The organism is Streptomyces sp. NPDC091682 (genome assembly GCF_044756625.1).
GTDB lineage: Bacteria > Actinomycetota > Actinomycetes > Streptomycetales > Streptomycetaceae > Streptomyces.
Genome location: NZ_JBIVTH010000002.1, coordinates 838,351 through 860,166, shown reverse-complemented (window position 1 = coordinate 860,166; position 21,816 = coordinate 838,351). Strand labels below are relative to the sequence as shown.

1 protein-coding gene is annotated in these 21,816 nt (G+C 74.6%); it reads left to right on the top strand.

Going from position 1 to position 21,816, the window contains the following annotated elements:
• The first annotated feature begins 76 nt into the window (after positions 1 to 76).
• On the top strand, positions 77 to 21,766 hold the full coding sequence (locus ACIQK6_RS08055; protein WP_402694516.1) for a type I polyketide synthase: 21,690 nt from the start codon (positions 77 to 79) through the stop codon (positions 21,764 to 21,766).
• The last annotated feature ends 50 nt before the right edge of the window (positions 21,767 to 21,816 follow it).

The window sequence follows — 21,816 nt, the reverse complement described above, 5'->3', positions numbered from 1 at the left end:
TAGGGAAAACCGCAGTCAGGCGTAGTGAGACTGTGCGGGAAACCCCGGCATCTCACCTCGAGAGGTTGACATCCTGATGTCGAACGAGCAGAAGCTTCGCGACTATCTGAAGCGGGCCATCGCGGACCTCGACGAGACGCGCGAGCAGCTGCGAGAGGTGCACGAGAAGAGCCGGGAGCCCATCGCCATCGTCGGCATGGCCTGCCGCTACCCGGGCGGCGCCGACACCCCCGAGCAGCTGTGGGAGCTGGTGCGCGGCGGAGTCGACGCCGTCTCCGCCTTCCCCGCCGACCGCGGCTGGGACCTCGACGGCTTCTACGGAGCCGCCGATTCGGCAGGAGAAGGGGGCGCCGCCTACCCGCGCGAGAGCGGCTTCCTGCACGGCGCGGGCGAGTTCGACGCCGGCTTCTTCGGTATCTCCCCGCGCGAGGCCCTCGCCATGGACCCGCAGCAGCGGCTGATGCTGGAGACGGCCTGGGAGGCGGTCGAGCGCGCCGGTATCTCCCCGCCCGCCCTGCGCGGCACCCAGACCGGCGTGTTCATCGGCGCCGGACACGGCGGCTACGACGCCGCGGCCGCCGCCGGTACCGGACGGATCCGCGAGGAAGTCGCAGGCCACGTGCTCACCGGCAACACCGTGAGCGTCGCCTCCGGGCGCATCTCGTACGTCCTGGGCCTGGAAGGCCCGGCCGTCACCGTCGACACGGCCTGCTCCTCGTCACTGGTCGCCCTGCACCTGGCGGTGCAGTCGCTGAGGCGCGGCGAGTGCGCGCTCGCGCTGGCCGGTGGTGTCACCGTCATGTCCACCCCGCAGATGTTCGTGGAGTTCGGCCGCCAGCGCGGCCTGGCCGCCGACGGCCGCTGCAAGCCCTTCTCGGCCGCCGCCGACGGTACCGCGTGGAGCGAGGGCGCCGGCGTCATCCTTGTCGAGCGGCTGTCCGACGCGCTGCGGGCCGGGCACCCGGTGCTGGCCGTCGTACGCGGCTCCGCCGTCAACCAGGACGGCGCCAGCAACGGCCTGACGGCGCCGAACGGGCCTTCGCAGCAGCGCGTCATCCGCCGGGCGCTCGCCGACGCCGCACTCGTGCCCGGCGACGTGGACACGGTCGAGGCGCACGGCACCGGCACCCGGCTCGGCGACCCCATCGAAGCCACCGCCCTCCTGGCCACGTACGGCCAGGGACGACCGGCGGACCGGCCGCTGCTCCTCGGCTCGATGAAGTCCAACATCGGCCACACACAGGCCGCGGCGGGTGTCGCGGGCGTCATCAAGACCGTGCTCGCCATGCGGCACGGCATCCTCCCCGGGACCCTGCACCTGGACGAGCCGTCCCCGCACGTGGACTGGACGGCCGGCAGCGTACGGCTGCTCACGCAGGAGGCCGCGTGGCCGGTGCGCGAGGACCGGCCGCGACGCGCGGCCGTCTCCTCGTTCGGCGTCAGCGGCACCAACGCCCACGTGATCCTCGAACAGCCGGCGGCCGCGACCGAGACCGCGACCGCGGCGGCAACGCCGGGCGGTGGAGCCGAAGCCTCCGGCGTGTTTCCCTGGGTGCTTTCGGCGAAGACCGCCGACGCCCTGCAGGCCCAGGCGGCACGGCTCGCCGAGCACGTCCGGCAGCACGAGGAGTTGAGCGCGACCGACATCGCCTTCTCGCTCGCCACCACCCGCGCCGCGCTGGAACACCGGACCGCTGTCGTGGCCGGGGACCGCGCCGCTCTGCTGGCCGGCCTCGATGCCCTCGCGGAAGGCGAGGGCATCACCGCCCTCGTCGGCAAGGGTCCCCTCTCCGTGCTGTTCTCGGGTCAGGGGTCGCAGCGGCTCGGGATGGGGCGTGAGCTGTATGCCCGTTTCCCGGTGTTCGCAGCGGCCTTCGACGCGGTGTGCGCGGAGCTGGACGTGCCGGTGCGTGAGGTGGTCTGGGGCGAGGACGCGGATGCGCTGAACCGGACGGTGTTCGCCCAGGCCGCGCTGTTCGCGGTCGAGGTGGCGTTGTTCCGGCTGGTGGAGTCGTGGGGTGTGACGCCGGACTTCGTGGCCGGTCACTCCATCGGTGAGGTGGCCGCGGCTCACGTGGCGGGGGTGTTCAGCCTGGCCGACGCGTGCGCGCTGGTGGCGGCCCGCGGCCGGCTGATGGACGCGCTGCCCGAGGGCGGAGCGATGCTCGCCGTCCAGGCCACCGAGGAGGAAGTCCTCCCGCTGCTCGGCGAGTCCGTGTCCATCGCCGCGGTCAACGGGCAGTCGGCCCTCGTGGTCTCCGGCGCCGGAGACGCGGTGGAGTCCGTACGCGCCCGCCTGGAGGCGCAGGGCCGGAAGACGACCCGCCTCCGGGTCTCGCACGCCTTCCACTCGCCGCTGATGGACCCGATGCTGGACGGGTTCCGCGCGGTCGTGGCGGGCCTCACCTTCGGAGTGCCCTCGATCCCGCTCGTCTCCAACCTCACCGGACAGCTCGCCTCGACCACGGAACTGTGCACCCCGGACTACTGGGTGCGCCACGTCCGCGAGGCCGTCCGCTTCGGCGACGGCCTGCGCACCCTCGCGGACCTGGGCGTGACCCGCTACCTGGAACTCGGCCCGGACGGCGTGCTGTCCGCCATGGCCGCCGACACCGCGGGCGGCGACCGCGCCGTTCTGGTACCCGCCCTGCGCAAGGGCACGGACGAGGAGACCTCGCTCGTCCGCGCGCTTGCCCGGCTGCACACCGGCGGCGTGGACATCGACTGGGCCGCCTTCTTCGCCCCGTTCGGCGCCACCCGGGCCGACCTTCCCACCTACGCCTTCCAGCACGAACGGTTCTGGCTGCAGGCCCGGAGGGACACCGGCGACGCCGAGGCACTCGGTCTGAAGTCCGCCGACCACCCGCTGCTCACCGGCGCCGTCGAACTCGCGGCGTCCGACGGCTTTCTGCTCACGGGCAGGCTGTCCGCCCAGACCCACCCCTGGCTCGTGGACCACGTCATCAACGGCGCGGTACTGCTGCCGGGCACCGCCTTCCTCGAACTCGCACTCCGGGCGGGCGACGAGGTCGGCTGTGACGTGGTCGAGGAACTCACCCTGGCCGCACCCCTGATCCTGCCGGAGCACGGCAGCGTGCAGGTGCAGATCTGGGTGGGAGAGCAGGACGGGGGCGGGCGCCGGACCCTGAACGTCCACTCCCGGCCCGGCCAAGACCCGGAAGAGCCGTGGACCGAGCACGCCACCGGTGTGCTCGCCCACGGTGCGACGATCACTCCCTTCGACGGATCCGAGTGGCCGCCCGCCGGCGCCGAACCGCTCGACCTGAGCGGCCTCTACGACCGGATGGCGGCAGGCGGCTTCGACTACGGGCCCCTCTTCCGGGGCGTGCGCACCGCCTGGCGCACGGACGACGCGGTGTACGCCGAGCTGGTGCTGCCGTCGGCGGACGCGCGGGCGGGGGAGGCCGAAGCGTTCGGCCTGCACCCGGCCCTGCTGGACGCCGCGCTGCACGTATCGGCGTACCACGGCATCGAGGAGGGCGTGGTGCCGTTCTCCTGGGAGCACGTGGCCCTGCACGCCTCCGGCGCCGCGTCGGTCCGGGTCCGCGTGACCCGCACGGGTGAGGACTCGGTCGCACTGGCGGTCGCCGACGCGGCGGGCGGACCCGTGATGTCGGTGGGCTCGCTGCTGCTGCGTCCCGTCGATTCCGCTCGTACGGCGGACCGGGCCCCGGCGTTCGGAGTGGAGTGGGTGCCGGTCCGCGCGCCGGAGCCGGTGGCAGTGGCACCGGACGTATCGGTGGTCCGGCTCTCGGGCGACGGTGACGGCGATGTGGTGGAGTCGGTGCACGCCCTGTCGGCGCGGGTGCTGTCTCTGGTGCAGGAGTTGCCGGAGGCGTCGCGGCTGGTGCTGGTGACCCGGGGTGCGGTAGCGGGCGAGGATCTCGCCGCTGCCGCGGTGTGGGGTCTGGTGCGGTCGGCGCAGTCGGAGCAGCCTGGCCGGTTCGTGCTGGTGGACGTGGAGGGCGAGGAGCCCGCCGGTCTGCTGGAGGCCGTACTGGCCGTGGACGAGCCGCAAGTTCTCGTGCGCGACGGCGAACTGTTCGCGCCGCGGGTCACCCGCGTGGACGCGACGGAGCCCGGACCCGTGTGGGCGGGTGAGGGTACGGTCCTGATCACCGGCGGTACGGGTGGTCTGGGCCGGATCCTGGCCCGGCACCTGGTGGCGGAACACGGCGTACGCAGACTGCTGCTGGTCAGCCGGCGCGGCCCGGCCGCCGAGGGAGCGGACCGACTCGTCGCGGACCTGGCTGCGTGGGGAGCCGAGGCCGTCATCGAGGCGTGCGACGTGGCCGATTCCGCCGCGGTGGCCGAACTGGTCGCCCGGCACCGGGTGCGGGCCGTCGTCCACACGGCCGGTGTCATCGATGACGGTGTGGTGGACTCGCTGACCCCGCAGCGCCTGTCGGCCGTCCTGCGGCCCAAGGCGGACGCCGCCTGGAACCTGCACGAGGCCACGCGGGACCTCGACCTCACCGCCTTCGTGCTCTTCTCCTCCGCGTCCGGCCTGTTCGGCGGGCCCGGTCAGGCCAACTACGCCGCCGCCAACGCCTTCCTGGACGCGCTGGCCGTGCACCGCCGAGCGGCGGGCCTTCCGGCCGTGTCCCTGGCGTGGGGCCCGTGGAGCCAGGCCGGTGGAATGACCGGCACGCTCTCCGAAGCCGACCTCCTGCGCATCGCCCGTACCGGCATGCCGGCCCTTACCCCGGACCAGGGCACCGCCCTGTTCGACGCGGCGCTGACCGGCGGCCGTGCCCTCGCCCTGACCGCCCGGCTGGACCTGGCCGCGCTGCGGGTCCAGGACGAGATCCACGCCCTGCTGCGCGGGTTGATCCGGCCCCGCACCCGGAACCGGCGGTCGGTGAACACCGGCTCGGGGGCCGCCTCCGTGCTGCTCCAAAGGCTGACCGGCCTCGGTCCGGACGAGCGGCGCGAGGCGCTGCTCGACCTCGTCCGCGCGCAGATCGCGCTCGTACTCGGCTACGCCGGCTCCGAGACCGTCGACGCGTCCCGCACCTTCCAGGACCTCGGCTTCGACTCCCTGACCGCCGTCGAACTGCGCAACCGGCTCGGCACGGTCAGCGGACTGCGGCTGCCCGCCACCGTGGTCTTCGACTACCCGACCGCAGAGGCGCTCGTACGCTTCGTGCTGGACGAACTGTTCGCGGCGGACGCCGAAACCGCAGCCCTGCCGGCCGGGCGGGCCACGGGATCCCTCGCCGAGGACCCCGTCGTCATCGTCGGCATGTCCTGCCGCTACCCCGGGGGCGTCGAGTCCCCCGAGGACCTTTGGCGGCTGGTCTCGGACGGGACGGACGCGATCTCCGGGTTCCCCGGCGACCGCGGCTGGGACACCGACGGCCTCTACCACCCGGACCCGGCGCACACGGGTACCACGTACGCCCGCGAGGGCGGATTCCTGCACCGCGCGGCCGAGTTCGACGCCGACTTCTTCGGCATGAGCCCGCGCGAGGCCCTGGCCACGGACGCCCAGCAGCGGCTGCTGCTGGAGGCGACCTGGGAGGCGGTGGAGCGGGCCGGCATCGATCCGGTGTCGCTGCGCGGCAGCCGCACCGGGGTCTTCGCGGGCGTCATGTACAGCGACTACGCCAACCTCCTCACCGCCACCGAGTTCGACGGCTTCCGCGCCAACGGCACCGGTCCGAGCATCGCCTCCGGCCGTGTGTCGTACACCTTCGGCTTCGAAGGTCCGGCGGTGACGGTGGACACGGCCTGCTCGTCCTCGCTCGTGGCCCTGCACTGGGCCGCCCAGGCCCTGCGGGCGGGGGAGTGCTCGCTCGCGCTGGCCGGCGGCGTGTCCGTCATGGCCACCCCGAACACTTTCGTCGAGTCTTCCCGCCAGCGCGTCATGTCCCCGGACGGGCGCTGCCGTTCCTTCGCGGACACGGCCGACGGGGTCGGCTGGTCGGAGGGCGTGGGCATGCTGGTGCTGGAGCGGCTGTCGGATGCGGTGCGCAACGGTCACCGGGTGCTGGCGGTCGTTCGTGGCTCCGCGGTGAACCAGGATGGCGCGTCGAATGGTCTGACGGCTCCGAACGGTCCTTCGCAGCAGCGGGTGATCCGGCAGGCACTGGCGGGCGCGGGGCTCTCCTCGGCCGATGTGGATGTGGTCGAGGGCCACGGTACGGGCACCACACTGGGTGACCCGATCGAGGCGCAGGCGCTGATCGCGACCTACGGTCAGGACCGTCCGGAGGGCCGGCCGTTGTGGTTGGGGTCCTTGAAGTCGAACATCGGGCACGCGCAGGCGGCGGCCGGTGTCGCCGGGATCATCAAAATGATCATGGCGATGCGACACGGGGTACTGCCGCGGACGCTCCACGTGGACGCGCCGTCCTCGCACGTCGACTGGTCGGCGGGCGAGGTGGAGCTGCTGTCGGAGGAGCGGGCATGGCCGGAGTCGGGGCGTTCCCGGCGGGCGGGTGTGTCCTCGTTCGGTATCAGCGGGACGAACGCGCATGTGGTGCTGGAGCAGTTCGAGTCGGCGGACGTGGAGACGGCCGGGGAAGCCGTTCCGGGCGTCGTACCGTGGCTGGTGTCCGGCAAGACGCAGGAGGCGCTGCACGGCCAGGTCGCGCGGCTGCGGTCGTACGTGGAGGATGCGGGTCTGCGGCCGGTGGATGTGGGTCTGTCGACCCTCGGCCGGTCGGTCTTCGCCCACCGGGCTGTCGTGCTGAACGGCGAGCAGGTCATCGAGGGCCGGGCGCGGGGCGGCAAGACGGCGTTCCTGTTTACCGGGCAGGGTTCCCAGCGGCTCGGCATGGGCCGGGAACTGTATGCCCGCTTCCCGGTGTTCGCGGAAGCCTTCGACGCGGTGTGTGCGGAGCTGGATGTCCCGGTGCGGGATGTGGTCTGGGGCGAGGACGCCGATGAGCTGAACCAGACCATGTACGCCCAGGCCGGGCTGTTCGCGGTCGAGGTGGCGTTGTTCCGTCTCGTCGAGTCCTGGGGTGTCAAGCCGGACTTCGTGGCCGGTCACTCCATCGGCGAGGTGGCCGCGGCCCACGTGGCCGGGGTGTTCTCGCTCGCGGACGCGTGCGCGCTGGTGTCGGCGCGTGGCCGACTGATGCAGGCACTGCCCGAGGGCGGTGCCATGCTCGCGATATCGGCGACGGAGGACGAAGTCCTGCCACTGCTCGGTGAGTTCGCGTCGATTGCCGCGGTCAACAGCCCTTCGGCCGTGGTCGTTTCCGGCGCGGAGGAGGAAGTGGAGTCCGTACGGGCCCACTTCGAAGGACTGGGGCGCAAGGTGACCCGTCTCCGGGTCTCGCACGCGTTCCACTCCCCGCTGATGGACCCGATGCTGGACGAGTTCCGCGCCGTGGTGTCGCGGCTGTCCTTCTCCGCGCCCGTGATTCCGCTGGTGGCCGCAGCCGAGGAGTTGTGCGACCCGGAGTACTGGGTGAGCCATGTCCGCGAGGCGGTGCGTTTCGCCGACGGTGTGCGGGCCCTGCACGAGCAAGGCGTGAGGCGGTTCCTGGAACTCGGCCCCGACGGGGTCCTGTCCGCCATGGCCGCCGAGACCGTCACCGACGGATCGGCCGTCCTCGTGCCCCTCCTGCGCAAGAACCGCGACGAGGAGACGTCCGTCCTCCAGGCCGCGGCCCGGCTCTACGTCGACGGCGCCGAGGTCAACTGGTCCGCGTTCTTCGCCGGCACCGATGCCCGTCCCGTCGAGCTGCCCACCTACGCCTTCCAGCACCAGCGCTACTGGCCCCCGAGCGGCGGAACGGACCTGCTGCGCGGCGGCAGTTCGACGGCCGCCGTCGACGCGGTGGAGACCGCCTTCTGGGAGGCCGCCGAACGCGGTGACCTCGCCGCCGCCTCCGCCGTACTCGGGATCGAAGGCGCTCCCGCCCAGGCATCCCTCGACGACCTGCTCCCCGTCCTCGGAGCCTGGCGCGCCCACCGGCGTACCCGCGCCGCAACCGACGCCTGGGCCTACCGCACCACCTGGACCGCCGCCCCCGACGGTCCCGCCACCGCGCTCCCCTCCGGCTGGCTGGCCGTCGTACCCGACCATGCGGCGGACGACGAGCCCCTCGCCGCGCTGCTCGCCGGTCTCGACGACCTCGGTGCGCGCGTGGAGTGTCTCGTCGTGCCCGCCGCCGAAGGAGCCGACTCCCTCGCGGAGTCGGTCCGTACGGCCCTGGCCGCCACGGCCGAGCCGGTGTCCGGCGTACTGTCCTTCCTCGCCTTCGACGAGCGCGCGCACCCCGCCCACCCGGCGGTTCCGCGCGGACTCCTCGCCACCGTCGACCTGCTGCGCGCCCTGGAGGCCGCCGGAGGGGAGGCGCCCCTGTGGTGCCTGACCCGCGGGGCGGTGTCCGTCGACGGCACGCAGCCGCCGGCGGCGCCCGTCCATGCCCAGACGTGGGGGCTGGGCCGGGTCGCGGCGCTGGAGTACCCGCAGCGCTGGGGCGGGCTGATCGACCTCCCTGCGGCCCCCGACGGCCGCGACCTCGCGGCCCGGGTGGCCGGCGTGCTGGGCGCGGGCACGGCCGAGGACCAGATCGCCGTACGGGCCTCCGGCACGTACGCGCGGCGCCTCGCCCGCGTCGTCCCCGCCCGTGACACGGAGGCATGGACCGCCCCGCGCGGCACCGTCCTCGTCACCGGCGGTACCGGCGCCCTGGGCGGCCGCGTCGCCCGCTGGCTGGCCGGCGCGGGCGCCGAGCACCTGCTGCTGACCAGCCGCCGGGGCCCGGCGGCCGAGGGGGCGGCCGAACTGGCCGCCGAGCTGGAGGCGTCGGGCGTCCGGGTGACCGTCGTGGCCTGCGACACCGCCGAGCGCGACGCACTCGCCGCCCTCCTCGCGGACGTTCCCGCCGATCTTCCGCTGAGTGGTGTCGTGCACGCCGCCGGCGTCCTCGACGACGGAGTGCTCGACGCGCTGACCGGCGAGCGGTTCGAGACCGTGCTGCGCGCCAAGGCGGAATCCGCCCGGCTGCTGGACGAACTCACCCGTGACCCGCAGGGCGGGTCACAGCCGTCGATGTTCGTGCTGTTCTCCTCCATCGCCGGTGTGCTCGGCAACGCCGGACAGGCCAACTACGCCGCCGCCAACGCCTACCTGGACGCCCTCGCCGAACAGCGCCGCGCCGCCGGACTGCCCGCCACCTCCGTGGCCTGGGGCTCGTGGGCCGACGCCGGCATGGCCGTCGGCAGTGACGCCCTCGCCGACCGCATCCGCCGCAGCGGCATGGCCCCGATGGATCCCGAACTCGCCCTCGCCGCCCTCCAGCAGGCCCTCGTACGCGGCGCCGCCTGCGTGACCGTCGCCGACATCGACTGGGACACGCTCGCACCGGCCCTGACCGCCGCGCGGCCCAGCCCGCTCGTCGGCGACCTGCCCGAGGTACGCAGCCGCCTGGAGCAGACCGCGCAGAAGGCCGGTGGAGGCACCTCGCCGCTGCGTGAGCGTCTGCTCGGCCTGATGACAGCCGCCGAGCAGGAGCGCGTCCTGACCGACCTGCTCCGCGAGGAGATCGCCCGCGTCCTCGGGCACGCCTCCGCAGGCACCGTCGACGTCAACCGGGCGTTCCGTGAACTCGGCTTCGACTCCCTGACCGCCGTGGAGCTGCGCAACCGGCTCACCGCCGTCACGGGTCTGCGCCTGCCCGCCACGCTCCTCTTCGACCACCCGACCACGGCCGCCGTGGCGGCGCACCTGCGCGCCGAACTGCTGGACGGGCACACGGCGGGCCCGGCCGACGCCGCCGTCGCGGTACGGGCGGAGACCGACGAGCCGATCGCCATCGTGGCGATGGCCTGCCGCTTCCCCGGTGGCGTCGGCTCCCCGGAGGAGTTCTGGGAGCTGCTCGCCCGGGGCGGCGACGGGGTCTCGGACCTGCCCACGGACCGGGGCTGGGACACCGAAGGGCTCTACCACCCGGATCCGGAACACCAGGGCACCAGCTATGTCCGCGAAGGCGGCTTCCTCACCGGCCTGGCCGGCTTCGACGCCGACTTCTTCGGGATCTCGCCCCGCGAGGCCCTCGCCATGGACCCGCAGCAGCGGCTGCTGCTGGAGACCGCGTGGGAGACCGTCGAACGGGCCGGCATCGCCCCCGACACCCTGCGCGGAACCGCGACCGGCGTGTTCGTCGGCTCCAACTTCCAGGACTACCAGCAGGTCCTCGGTACCGCCCCGGACGACGTCACCGGACACCTGATGACCGGCAACGCGGCCAGTGTGGTATCCGGCCGGGTGTCGTACGCCTTCGGGTTCGAAGGCCCGGCCGTCACCGTGGACACCGCCTGCTCGTCCTCGCTGGTCTCCCTGCACCTGGCCGCGCAGGCGCTGCGCCGCGGCGAATGCACCCTTGCCCTGGCCGGCGGTGTCACCGTCATGTCGACCCCGCAGATGTTCGTGGAGTTCTCCCGTCAGCGCGGCCTCGCACCCGACGGGCGCTGCAAGCCGTTCGCGGGGGCCGCCGACGGCACAGGCTGGGCGGAGGGCGTGGGCCTGCTGCTGGTGGAACGCCTCTCCGACGCCCGCCGGAACGGCCACTCCGTCCTGGCCGTGCTGCGCGGCTCCGCCGTCAACCAGGACGGCGCCTCCAACGGGCTCACCGCCCCCAACGGGCCCTCCCAGCAGCGCGTCATCCGCCAGGCCCTGGCCGACGCCGGACTGCGCGCCGACGAGGTCGACGCGGTGGAGGCACACGGCACCGGAACCCGGCTCGGCGACCCGATCGAGGCCCAGGCCCTGCTCGCCACGTACGGGCAGGAGCGCCCGGCGGACCGGCCGCTGCTCCTCGGCTCCGTCAAGTCCAACATCGGCCACACCCAGGCCGCCGCCGGTGTCGCCGGTGTCATCAAGATGATCCTGGCCCTGCGCAACGGCATGCTGCCGCAGTCCCTGCACATCGACGCGCCGTCCCCGCACGTGGACTGGTCGGCGGGCGCCGTCGAACTCCTCGCCGCCCCCACCGCCTGGCCGGCGGTGGACCGCCCGCACCGGGCGGGCGTCTCCTCCTTCGGCATCAGCGGCACCAACGCCCACGTCATCCTCGAGGCGGCCGACCCGCTGCCGCTGGTGGCCTCCTCGACCGGGGCGGGACAGGGCGCCACCCCGGCGTCCGGGCCCGGCACAGTGCCCGGGGCTGGGGTCGGAGCCGAGGCCGTGACCTCCGGCGAGGCCGTACCGGGACGCGAGCCGGTGACGGTCGCGGGAGCCGAACGTGCCCTCGGCGGACCGGCCGCCAGGGCTGGCCGGCCGGAGCCGATCCCCGCCCTGCCCTACGTACTGTCCGCCAAGTCCCCGGCGGCGCTGGCCGCGCAGGCCGCGCGGCTGGCGCAGCACCTGCGCGGCGCGGGGGCCGCCACCGAGCCGGCCGGGGTGGCACACGCGCTGGCGACGACCCGCACCGCGATGACGCAGCGCGCCACCGTCGTCGCCGCCGACGCCACCACCCTGCTCGCCGGCCTGGACGCCCTCGCCGAGGGCCGGGGCCAGGCATCGCCCGCCGTCCTCGCAGGCACCGCCGACAGCGACGGCGACACCGTCTTCGTCTTCCCCGGACAGGGCTCCCAGTGGTCCGGCATGGCGCTCGAACTGCTCGGCACCTCGCCGGTGTTCGCCGCCCGCATGGCCGAGTGCGCCGCCGCCCTCGACGCGTACACCGACTGGTCCCTCATGGACGTGTTGCGCGGAGCCGAAGGCGCTCCCGGGCTCGACCGCGTCGACGTGGTCCAGCCCGTGCTGTTCGCCGTCATGGTCTCCCTCGCCGAACTGTGGCAGGCGCACGGCGTGCGCCCGGCCGCGGTCGTCGGCCACTCCCAGGGCGAGATCGCCGCCGCCTGCGTGGCCGGCGCCCTCACCCTGGACGACGCCGCCCGTGTCGTGGCCCTGCGCAGCCAGGCCCTGACCGCCCTGTCCGGGCAGGGCGGCATGGTGTCCGTGGCCCAGCCCGCCGACGCGGTACGCGCACGGCTGGCGCCCTGGGGCGAGCGGCTCTCCCTCGCGGCCGTCAACGGGCCCTCCTCCGTCGTGGTCTCCGGCGAGCCCGACGCCCTGGACGCCCTGCTCGACGCCTGCGCCCGGGACGGCATACGCGCCAAGCGGATCCCCGTCGACTACGCCTCGCACTCCGCGCAGGTGACCCGCATCGAGGAGGAACTCCGCACCACCCTGGCGCCCGTCGCACCCCGCGCGGCGCGCATCCCCCTCTACTCCACCGTCACGGGCGCCCCCGTAGACACGACCCTGCTGGACGCCGCCTACTGGTACGCGAACCTGCGCGGCACCGTCGAGTTCGAGCAGGCCACCCGCGCCCTGCTCGACGCCGGTCACCGCGTGTTCATCGAGGTCAGCCCGCACCCCGTCGTCACGACCGGAGTGCAGGAGACCATCGAGGCCGTCGGCTCCGCCGCGGCCGCCACCGGCACCCTGCGCCGCGACGAGGGCGGCCTCGCCCGGTTCACGCTGTCCCTCGCCGACGCCCGCAACCACGGCACCCGCGTGGACTGGGCGGCCTTCTTCGAGGCCGCCGGGGTCGCGCGCCCCGCCGCCCCGACGCACCTGCCCACGTACGCCTTCCAGCACCGCCGCTACTGGCCGCGCCCGGCCACCGGCGGAGCCGGGGACGTCGCCTCGGCGGGACTCGGCTCCCTCGACCACCCGCTGCTCGGCGCCGCGCTGCCGATCGCCCTCGGCGACGAGCTCGTCGCCACCGCCCGCTGGTCGCTGCGCAGCCACCCGTGGCTCGCCGACCACGCGGTCGGCGGCACCGTCATCGTGCCCGGCGCCGCGCTCGTCGAGGTGGCCGTCCGGGCCGGCGACGAGCTCGGCTGCGGCCGGGTCGAGGAACTGACCCTGCACGCGCCCGTCCTGCTGCCCGAACACGGCGGCATCCAGGTGCAGATCGCGGTCGGCGCCGCTGACGCCGCCGGGCTGCGGATCGTCACCGTCCACACCCGGCCCGACGACGCACCGGAAGCGGAGTGGACCCACCACGCCGACGGCACGCTCGCCGCGCCCGGCGCCGAGCCCGCCACCGAGGCGTTCACCGCCTGGCCCCCGCGCGGGGCCGAGCCGGCTCCGGAGACCGAGGGCTACTACGCGTCGCTGCGCGCCGAAGGCTACGAATACGGCCCGGTGTTCCAGGGCCTGCGGGCGGCCTGGCGGCTCGACGCGGACGTGTACGCCGAGGTGGCCCTGCCCGAGGCGGCCCTCGCCGACGCCAACCGCTTCGGGATCCACCCGGCCCTGCTGGACGCGGCGCTGCACGCGGCCGGACTCGGCCCGCTGAGCAACGCCGAAGGCAGCACCGGTCTCCCCTTCTCCTGGACCGGGGTCACCCTCCACGCCACCGGCGCCACGGCCCTGCGGGTCCGCCTGAGCCCCGCCGGACCCGGCGCGGTGTCGGTCCTGATGGCCGATCCGCTCGGCCGCCAGGTCGCCACCATCGACGCCCTGGCCGTACGGCCGGTCACGGCCGCCACCCTCGGCGCCGCCGACGCCGTCTCCCGCACGGTCCGCGACGCCCTGTTCCACCTGGAGTGGACCCCGCTGCCGACGGCCCCGACGGCGCACGCCGGCCCGACCAGCTCGGCCGGGGCCGCCCGCTGGGCGATCCTCGGCTCCGAGCCCGCGGAACTGGCCGCCCTCACCGAGGGCGGGGCAGCCCTGGCCCGCTGGGACACCCTGGCCGCACTGCCCGACACCGGCACGCCGGACGTGGTGCTGCTGACGGCCGAAGCCCTCCCGCGCCACGCGGCCGACCCGGCGGGACAGGCCGCCGGCATCCTCGAAGGGGTGCTCGCCGCTCTCCTGGACTGGCTGGCCGACGAACGGTTCGACGCGACCCGGCTGGTCGTCGTCACCCGGGGAGCCGTCAGCCCCGACCCCGGCGGCGCCGTCACCGATCTGTCCGGCTCCGCCGCGTGGGGCCTGCTGCGTTCGGCCCAGACCGAGAACCCCGGCCGGATCGTCCTCGCCGACCTCGACGACGACCCCGCCTCCTGGCGGGCCCTCCCCGCGGCGATCGCCGCCGGGGGCGAGCCCCAGCTGGCGCTGCGCCAGGGAGCGGCGTACGCACCCCGCCTGGCCCGTACCCACGCCTCGGGCGCGCTCACCGCGCCCGACGGCGCAGCCGCTTGGAGGCTGGACATCCCCGAGAAGGGCAGCCTGGACCACCTGGCCCTGCTGCCCGCGCCGCAGGCGGCCGCGCCGCTCGAACCGGGCCAGGTACGGATCGAGGTCCGCGCCGCCGGGCTCAACTTCCGGGACGTCCTGAACGCCCTCGGCATGTATCCGGGCGGCGCCGAATTCCTCGGCTCCGAGGCCGCCGGCCTGGTCGTCGAGACCGCCCCCGACGTCACCGGCCTCCGCGTCGGCGACCGCGTCTTCGGCATGGTCGCGGGCGGCTTCGGCCCCCTCGCCGTCGCCGACCGCCGCGTCATCACCCGCATGCCGACGGGCTGGACCTTCGCCCAGGCCGCCGCCGCGCCCGTCGTCTTCCTGACCGCGTACTACGCGTTGCGCGACCTCGCGGGCCTCACCGAGGGCGAATCCGTCCTCGTCCACGCCGCCGCCGGTGGCGTCGGCATGGCCGCAACCCAGCTCGCGCGCCTGTGGGGCGCCGAGGTCTACGGCACCGCGAGCGAGCCCAAACAGCGCCTGCTGCGCACCGCGAGCGACGGCCTGCCCGCCGACCGCCTCGCCTCCTCCCGCACCCTCGACTTCGAGGACGCCTTCCGCGCGGCGAGCGACGGCCGGGGAGTGGACGTGGTCCTCAACTCCCTCGCCGGCGAATACGTCGACGCCTCGCTGCGCCTCCTGGCACCCGGCGGCCGGCTCATCGAGATGGGCAAGACCGACATCCGCGACGCCGCCGACGTCGCACGCGACCACCACGGCGCCTTCTACCGCGCCTTCGACCTGACCGAAGCCGGCCCCGAGCGGATCGGCGAGATGCTCACCGAGCTCGTCGCCCTCTTCGAGCAAGGCGCCCTGCGCCCGCTCCCGGTGACCGCATGGGACGTCACCCACGCCCCGGACGCCTTCCGGTACGTCTCCCAGGCCCGCCACACCGGCAAGGTGGTCCTCACCGTGCCCCGCCCGTGGAACCCCGACGGCACCGTCCTCATCACCGGCGGCACCGGAGAACTCGGCCGCGCCCTCGCCCGCCACCTCGTCACCGAACACGGAATGCGGCACCTGCTGCTCGCCAGCCGCCGCGGCCCGGACAGTCCCGGCGCTGCCGAACTCCGGGCCGAACTGGCCGAGCTGGGCGCCGAGGTCACCCTTGCCGCCTGCGACGCCGCCGACCGTACGGCGCTCACCGCGCTGCTCGGCTCCGTCAGCGACGCCCACCCGCTGACCGCCGTCGTACACGCCGCCGGTGTGCTCGACGACGGGGTGGTCACCTCCCTCACCCCCGGGCGGCTGCGGACCGTACTGCGCCCGAAGGCGGACGCCGCCTGGAACCTGCACGAACTGACCCGGCACCTGGACCTCGCCGGCTTCGTCCTGTTCTCCTCGGCGGCCGGAACCTTCGGCAACGCCGGGCAGGGCAACTACGCCGCCGCCAACACCTTCCTGGACGGACTCGCCCGCCACCGCCAGGCCGCCGGCCTGCCCGCCACCTCCCTCGCCTGGGGCCTGTGGGCCCAGGCCAGCGAGATGACCGGACACCTCGACGACGCCGACCGCGGCCGGGCCCGGTCCACCGGAGCGCTGCCGATCGCCACGCGCGACGGGCTCGCGCTGTTCGACGCGGCGCTCGCCGCGCGCCGGCCGCTGCTCGTACCGCTGCGCCTGGACCACGCCGTCCTGCGCCGCCGGGCCCCGGAGGCGCTGCCATCGATCCTGCGGGCCCTGTTCCGGGGCACGGCTGCCCGGCGCGCCGTCGAGGCCGGAGCGGGCACCGCCGTCCCCGGCGGCGACCTGCGGAAGCGGCTTGCCGCGCTGCCCGCCGCGGAACGGCAGACCGTACTGGTCGACCTCGTCACCACGTACGCGGCCGCCGTACTCGGCCACACCGACTCCGGCCTGATCCACGCCGGGAAGGCCTTCCGCGACCTCGGCTTCGACTCGCTGACCGCCGTCGAACTGCGCAACCGGCTGGGCACCGCGACGGGGCAGCGGCTGCCCGCCACCCTGGTCTTCGACCACCCGACGCCGGTCGCCCTCGCCGAACACCTCGGCAGCCTGCTGACCGACGCCGTACCCGCGGCCGAGGTGCCCACGGCCCTGGCCCCGGCGGCCACGGATGAGGACCCCGTCGTCATCGTCGGCATGGCCTGCCGTTACCCGGGCGGCGTCCGCTCCCCCGAGGACCTGTGGACCCTGCTGGCCAACGGCACCGACGCCATCGGCGGCTTCCCCACGGACCGGGGCTGGGACCTGGAGCACTTCTACGACTCCGTCCCCGACCACCCGGACGCCTCCCGCACCCTCGAAGGCGGATTCCTGCACGACGCCGCCGAGTTCGACGCGGACTTCTTCGGCATCAGCCCCAACGAGGCCACCGTCATGGACCCGCAGCAGCGCCTGCTGCTGGAAACCGCGTGGGAGGCAGTGGAGCGGGCCGGCATCGACCCCAGGTCGCTGCGTGGCAGCCGGACCGGCGTCTTCGCCGGACTGTCCTCCAGCGACTACATGAGCCGCGGCGCCGACATCCCCGAGGCGCTCGCCGGATACGTCAACACCGGCAACGCCGTCAGCGTCGTCTCCGGCCGTGTCTCCTACGCACTCGGCCTGGAAGGTCCGGCCGTCACCGTCGACACCGCCTGCTCCTCCTCCCTGGTGGCCTTGCACATGGCCGCACAGGCGCTGCGGGCCGGTGAATGCTCGCTCGCCCTGGCCGGCGGTGTGACCGTCATGTCCTCCCCGGTGATCATCGTGGACTTCTCGCGGCAGCGCGGACTCGCCGCCAATGGCCGCTGCAAGCCCTTCTCGGCAGCCGCCGACGGCACCGGCTTCTCGGAAGGCGCCGGCCTGCTCGTCCTCGAACGCCTCTCGGACGCCGTACGGAGCGGCCACCAGGTGCTGGCAGTCGTACGCGGCTCGGCCGTCAACCAGGACGGGGCCTCCAACGGGCTCTCCGCCCCCAACGGGCCCGCGCAACAGCGGGTCATCCGCCAGGCCCTGGCCAACGCCCGCCTGACCGGCGCCGACATCGACGCGGTGGAGGCACACGGCACGGGCACCCGGCTCGGCGACCCGATCGAGGCGCAGGCCCTGCTCGCCACCTACGGCCGGGACCGGGAAGCGGACCGGCCGCTGAGGCTGGGCTCCGTCAAGTCCAACCTGGGACACACCCAGGCCGCGGCCGGCGTCGCCGGCGTGATGAAGATGGTGCTCGCCATGCGGAACGGCACACTGCCGAAGTCGCTGCACGCCGACGAGCCGACCCCGCACGTGGACTGGTCGGCGGGCGCCGTACGCGTTCTGGCCGAGGCCGCCGCCTGGCCGACGCCCGACGGCCGCCCGCGCCGGGCCGGAGTCTCCTCCTTCGGAATCAGCGGCACCAACGCGCACGTGATCCTGGAACAGGGCCCCGCCGCGACAGGTTCGGCCGCCCCGGCAGGCGACGCCCCCGCCGCGCCCCAGGCAGCTTCGGCCGCCGCCCCGGCCACCTCCGAGGCGGCGGACGCGGAGTCCGACCGGGCCCTGCCCTGGCTGCTGTCCGCGCGGAGTGCATCCGCGCTGCGCGGGCAGGCCGCCGCCCTCCTCACCCACCTCGACACCCCCGGCGGGAGCCAGGCCGCGCCGCTCGACCTCGCCGCATCCCTGGCCACCCGCCGGGCCGTCCTCGAACACCGCGCGGTCGTCACCGCCGCCGGTCCCGGCACCCTGCGGGCCGCGCTGTCCGCCCTCGCAGACGGCACCCCGGCCCCCGGCCTCGTCCAGGGGCGGCACACCTCCGGCCGCGACCGCAAGACCGTCCTGGTCTTTCCCGGCCAGGGCTCCCAGTGGGCCGGCATGGGCGCCGAACTCCTCGGCTCCTCACCGGAGTTCGCTGCCCGCATCGCCGCCTGCGAGCAGGCCCTCGCCCCGCACACGGACTGGTCCCTGACCGCCGTACTGCGGGGGGAGCGGGACGCCCCGTCGCTGGACCGCGTCGACGTGGCCCAGCCCGCCCTCTGGGCGGTGATGGTCGCGCTCGCCGAGCTCTGGCAGGCCCACGGCGTCCGCCCGGCCGCGGTCGTCGGCCACTCCCAGGGCGAGATCGCCGCCGCCTGCGTGGCCGGTGCCCTCTCCCTGGAGGACGGCGCCCGCGTGGTCGCCCTGCGCAGCCGGGCCATCGCCGCCGGGCTCTCCGGCCACGGCGGCATGGTCTCCGTCGCCGCATCCCACGAGGACGTCCTCGCCCGCCTCACGACCTGGGGCGAGCGGATCTCCGTGGCCGCGGTCAACGGCCCCGGCTCCGTCGTGGTCTCCGGCGAGCCGGACGCCCTCGACGCCCTCGTCGACGCCTGCACCCGGGACGGCGTACGCGCCAGGAAGATCCCCGTCGACTATGCCTCCCACTCGGCGCAGGTGGAACGCATCCGGGAGACCGTCCTCGCCGACCTCGCCGGCATCGAGACCCGCGAACCCCGCATCCCCTTCCTCTCCACCCTCACCGGCGAGTGGATCGACGCCGACACGGCTCTGGACGCCGCCTACTGGTACGAGAACCTGCGCCGCACCGTCCGCCTGGAGGACGCCCTGCGCACCCTCCTCGCCCAAGGCCACGACGTGTTCGTCGAGTCCAGCCCGCACCCGGTGCTGACCGCCGCCATCGAGGACACCATCGCCGCCGCCGGGACGGACGCGCTGGCCCTCGGCTCGCTGCGCCGCGACGACGGCGGCCCGGAGCGGATGCTGACCTCGCTCGCCGAGGCGCACGTGCACGGCGTACGGGTCGACTGGAGCGGCATCCTCACCGGCGGCCGGGCCGCCGACCTGCCCACGTACGCCTTCCAGCGCACCCGTTACTGGCTCGACGCCGCCCCGGCCGCGACGGCCGACGGCCCGGCGGACCCAGCAGGCCTGGACACCGTCGTCCGGCTCGCCGACGGGGACGGATCCCTCGTCCTCACCGGCCGGATCGGCGCCGCCGCACATCCGTGGCTGACCGACCACACCGTCCACGGCTCCACCGTCGTCCCCGGGACCACCCTGCTCGACTGGGCGGTCCGGGCCGCCGACGAGGCCGGCTGCGCGACGATCGAGGAACTCACCGAACTGGTCCCGCTGGCCGTCCCCGAGGACGGCACCGCGGAAATCCAGCTGACCGTGGGAGCGGCCGAGGCAGGTATCCGCCGGCTGACCGTCCACGCCCGGACCACCGCCGAAGCGGACTGGACCCGCCACGCCACCGGCACGCTCGCCCAGGCCGCCGTGACCGTGGAGGAGCCCTTCGACGCGACGGCCTGGCCGCCGCACGACGCCCACCCGGCCGACATCGAGGAGCTGTACACCGTCCTGGCCGAAGGCGGCTACGCCCCCGGACCGCTCCACCGCACCGTCCGCGCGCTCTGGACGGCTCACGACGGCAGCACCCTCGCCGAAGTGGCCCTGCCCCAGGACCAGCACGCCACCGCCCCGGGCTTCCGGATCCACCCCGCCCTGCTCCAGACCCTGCTGGCCATGGCCGCCACCCGGTCCGGAGGAGTCGAACTGCCCGCCGCCTGGCGCACGGTGCACCTCACGGCCACCGGCGCCGCTCTCCTGCGCGTACGGATCACCCCTGCCCAGGACAACACCCTGTCCCTGACGGCGGCCGACGCCACGGGTGCGCCCGTCCTCACGGTCGGCGCCGTCACCACCGCCCCGGCCGCGGCCGCTCCCCAGCACCCCCAGGCACTGTTCGAAACCGCCTGGACGGAGCCGGACTGGGCCCCCGACGCCCTCGCCGGACCGGCCACCGGCCTACAGTCCTTCACCGGACTGCCCGCCCTGCTGGAGGCCTTCAGGGCCGAGGACACGGACGCCTTCGCAGACACCGTGCTGCTGCGCCTGCCCGCGTCCGGAGACCGCGAGAACGGCGCCGACAGCACCCCCGTACGGGCGATGCTGCACCTCACCCAGGCATGGCTGGCCGATCCGCGCTGTGCGGACTCCCGGCTGGTGCTCGTCACCTCGGGCGATGACGCCGCGCTCACCGACCACGCCGTCCACGGCATGATCCGCTCGGCGCAGGCCGAGCACCCGGGCCGGTTCCTGCTCGTCGACACCGACGGCGACCCGGCCTCCGAGCGCGCGCTGCCGGGTGCCGTCGCGGCCGCCGCAGCCGCCGACGAAGCCCAGCTCGCCCTGCGCACCGGCACGGTGACCGTGCCGAGGCTCCGACGCACCGCACCCCCGCAGGACCCCTCGGCCGTCCCGGTCTGGGAGTGGGACGCGCACGGTGACGGCACTGTCCTCATCACCGGCGGCACCGGGACCCTCGGCGCCCTCGTCGCCCGGCACCTGGTCACCGAGCACGGCGTAAGGCACCTGCTGCTCACCGGCCGCCGGGGCCCCGCCGCCCCGGGCGCCGAGGAACTGCGCGACGAGCTCACCCGCATGGGGGCGGCCGTCACCATCGCCGCCTGCGACGCGGCCGACCGCGACGCCCTCGCCGACGCACTCGCCGCCATCCCGGTCGAACACCCGCTCACCGCCGTGGTCCACGCGGCCGGCGTCCTCCAGGACGGCCTCCTGGAGAACCTCACCGCGGAGGACCTGGACCACGTATGGCGCCCGAAGGCCGAAGCCGCCTGGCACCTGCACGAGCTGACCCGGGACGCCAAACTGTCCGCCTTCGTCCTGTTCTCCTCGTTCGCCGGAGTCATCGGAGGACCCGCCCAGGCCAACTACGCCGCAGCCAACTCCTTCCTCGACGCCCTCGCCCACCGACGCCGCGCCCAGGGCCTCACCGCGGTCTCCCTCGCGTGGGGATACTGGGGGGATTCCAGTGAAATGACGTCCAGGCTGGATCCCGTGGATGTCGCCCGATTCGCACGCTCAGGAATGCTGCCGCTCTCGGCGGGCCAAGGACTCGGCCTGCTCGACGCCGCCGCGGCCGTCGACCGTCCCGTCCTGGTTCCCGTACGGCTCGACCCGTGGGCCCTGGCGGCCGCCGGTCGCACCCCGGCACTGCTCCGCGGACTCACCCCCGTACGGACGGTGATACGAAGGTCCGCGAGCACACCCGGGGCCGCCACCCCGGCGGATCGGACCCGGCACGACGGCGGCTTCACGGAGCGGCTGACCGGACTCGGCGAGGCCAAGCGCGACGCGCTGCTGCTCCAGCTGATCACCGGCCACGTCGCCACCGTCCTCGGCCACGGTTCTCCCGCCTCGATCGAGGCCGAACGCGGCTTCCTCGACCTGGGCATGAGCTCGCTCACCGCCGTGGAACTACGCAACCGGTTGAACGCCGAGACCGGGCTCCGGCTGCCGACGACAGCGGTCTTCGACCACCCGACCCCACTGGCCCTCGCCCGGCACCTGCGCGCACAACTGGCGTCCGCCGGCGGCGCGGAGCCGGACAGCCCGCTCCTGCCGGGACTCGACGACCTGGAGCAGGCCCTGACGGCCGGCGCCGCTTCCGCCCTCGACGCGGACGGCCGCGCCCGCCTGACCGCCCGCCTCAAGGCACTGCAATGGAAGCTCGACGACACCGCCGAGGACACCCACGACGGGGACGCGGACGGCACCGACGCCGACGCCGACCTCGAAGCGGCCTCGACGGACGACGAGATCTTCGACCTGATCGACAAGGAACTCGGCCTCGCCTGACCGAGCCGGCCGGCCGTACCGAGCCGGCCGTTCACCGCACGACGCGTACC

Coding starts and splice junctions, on each gene's coding strand:
- ACIQK6_RS08055 (WP_402694516.1), top strand. CDS start 77: ATGTCGAACGAGCAGAAGCTTCGCGACTATCTGAAGCGGGCCATCGCG.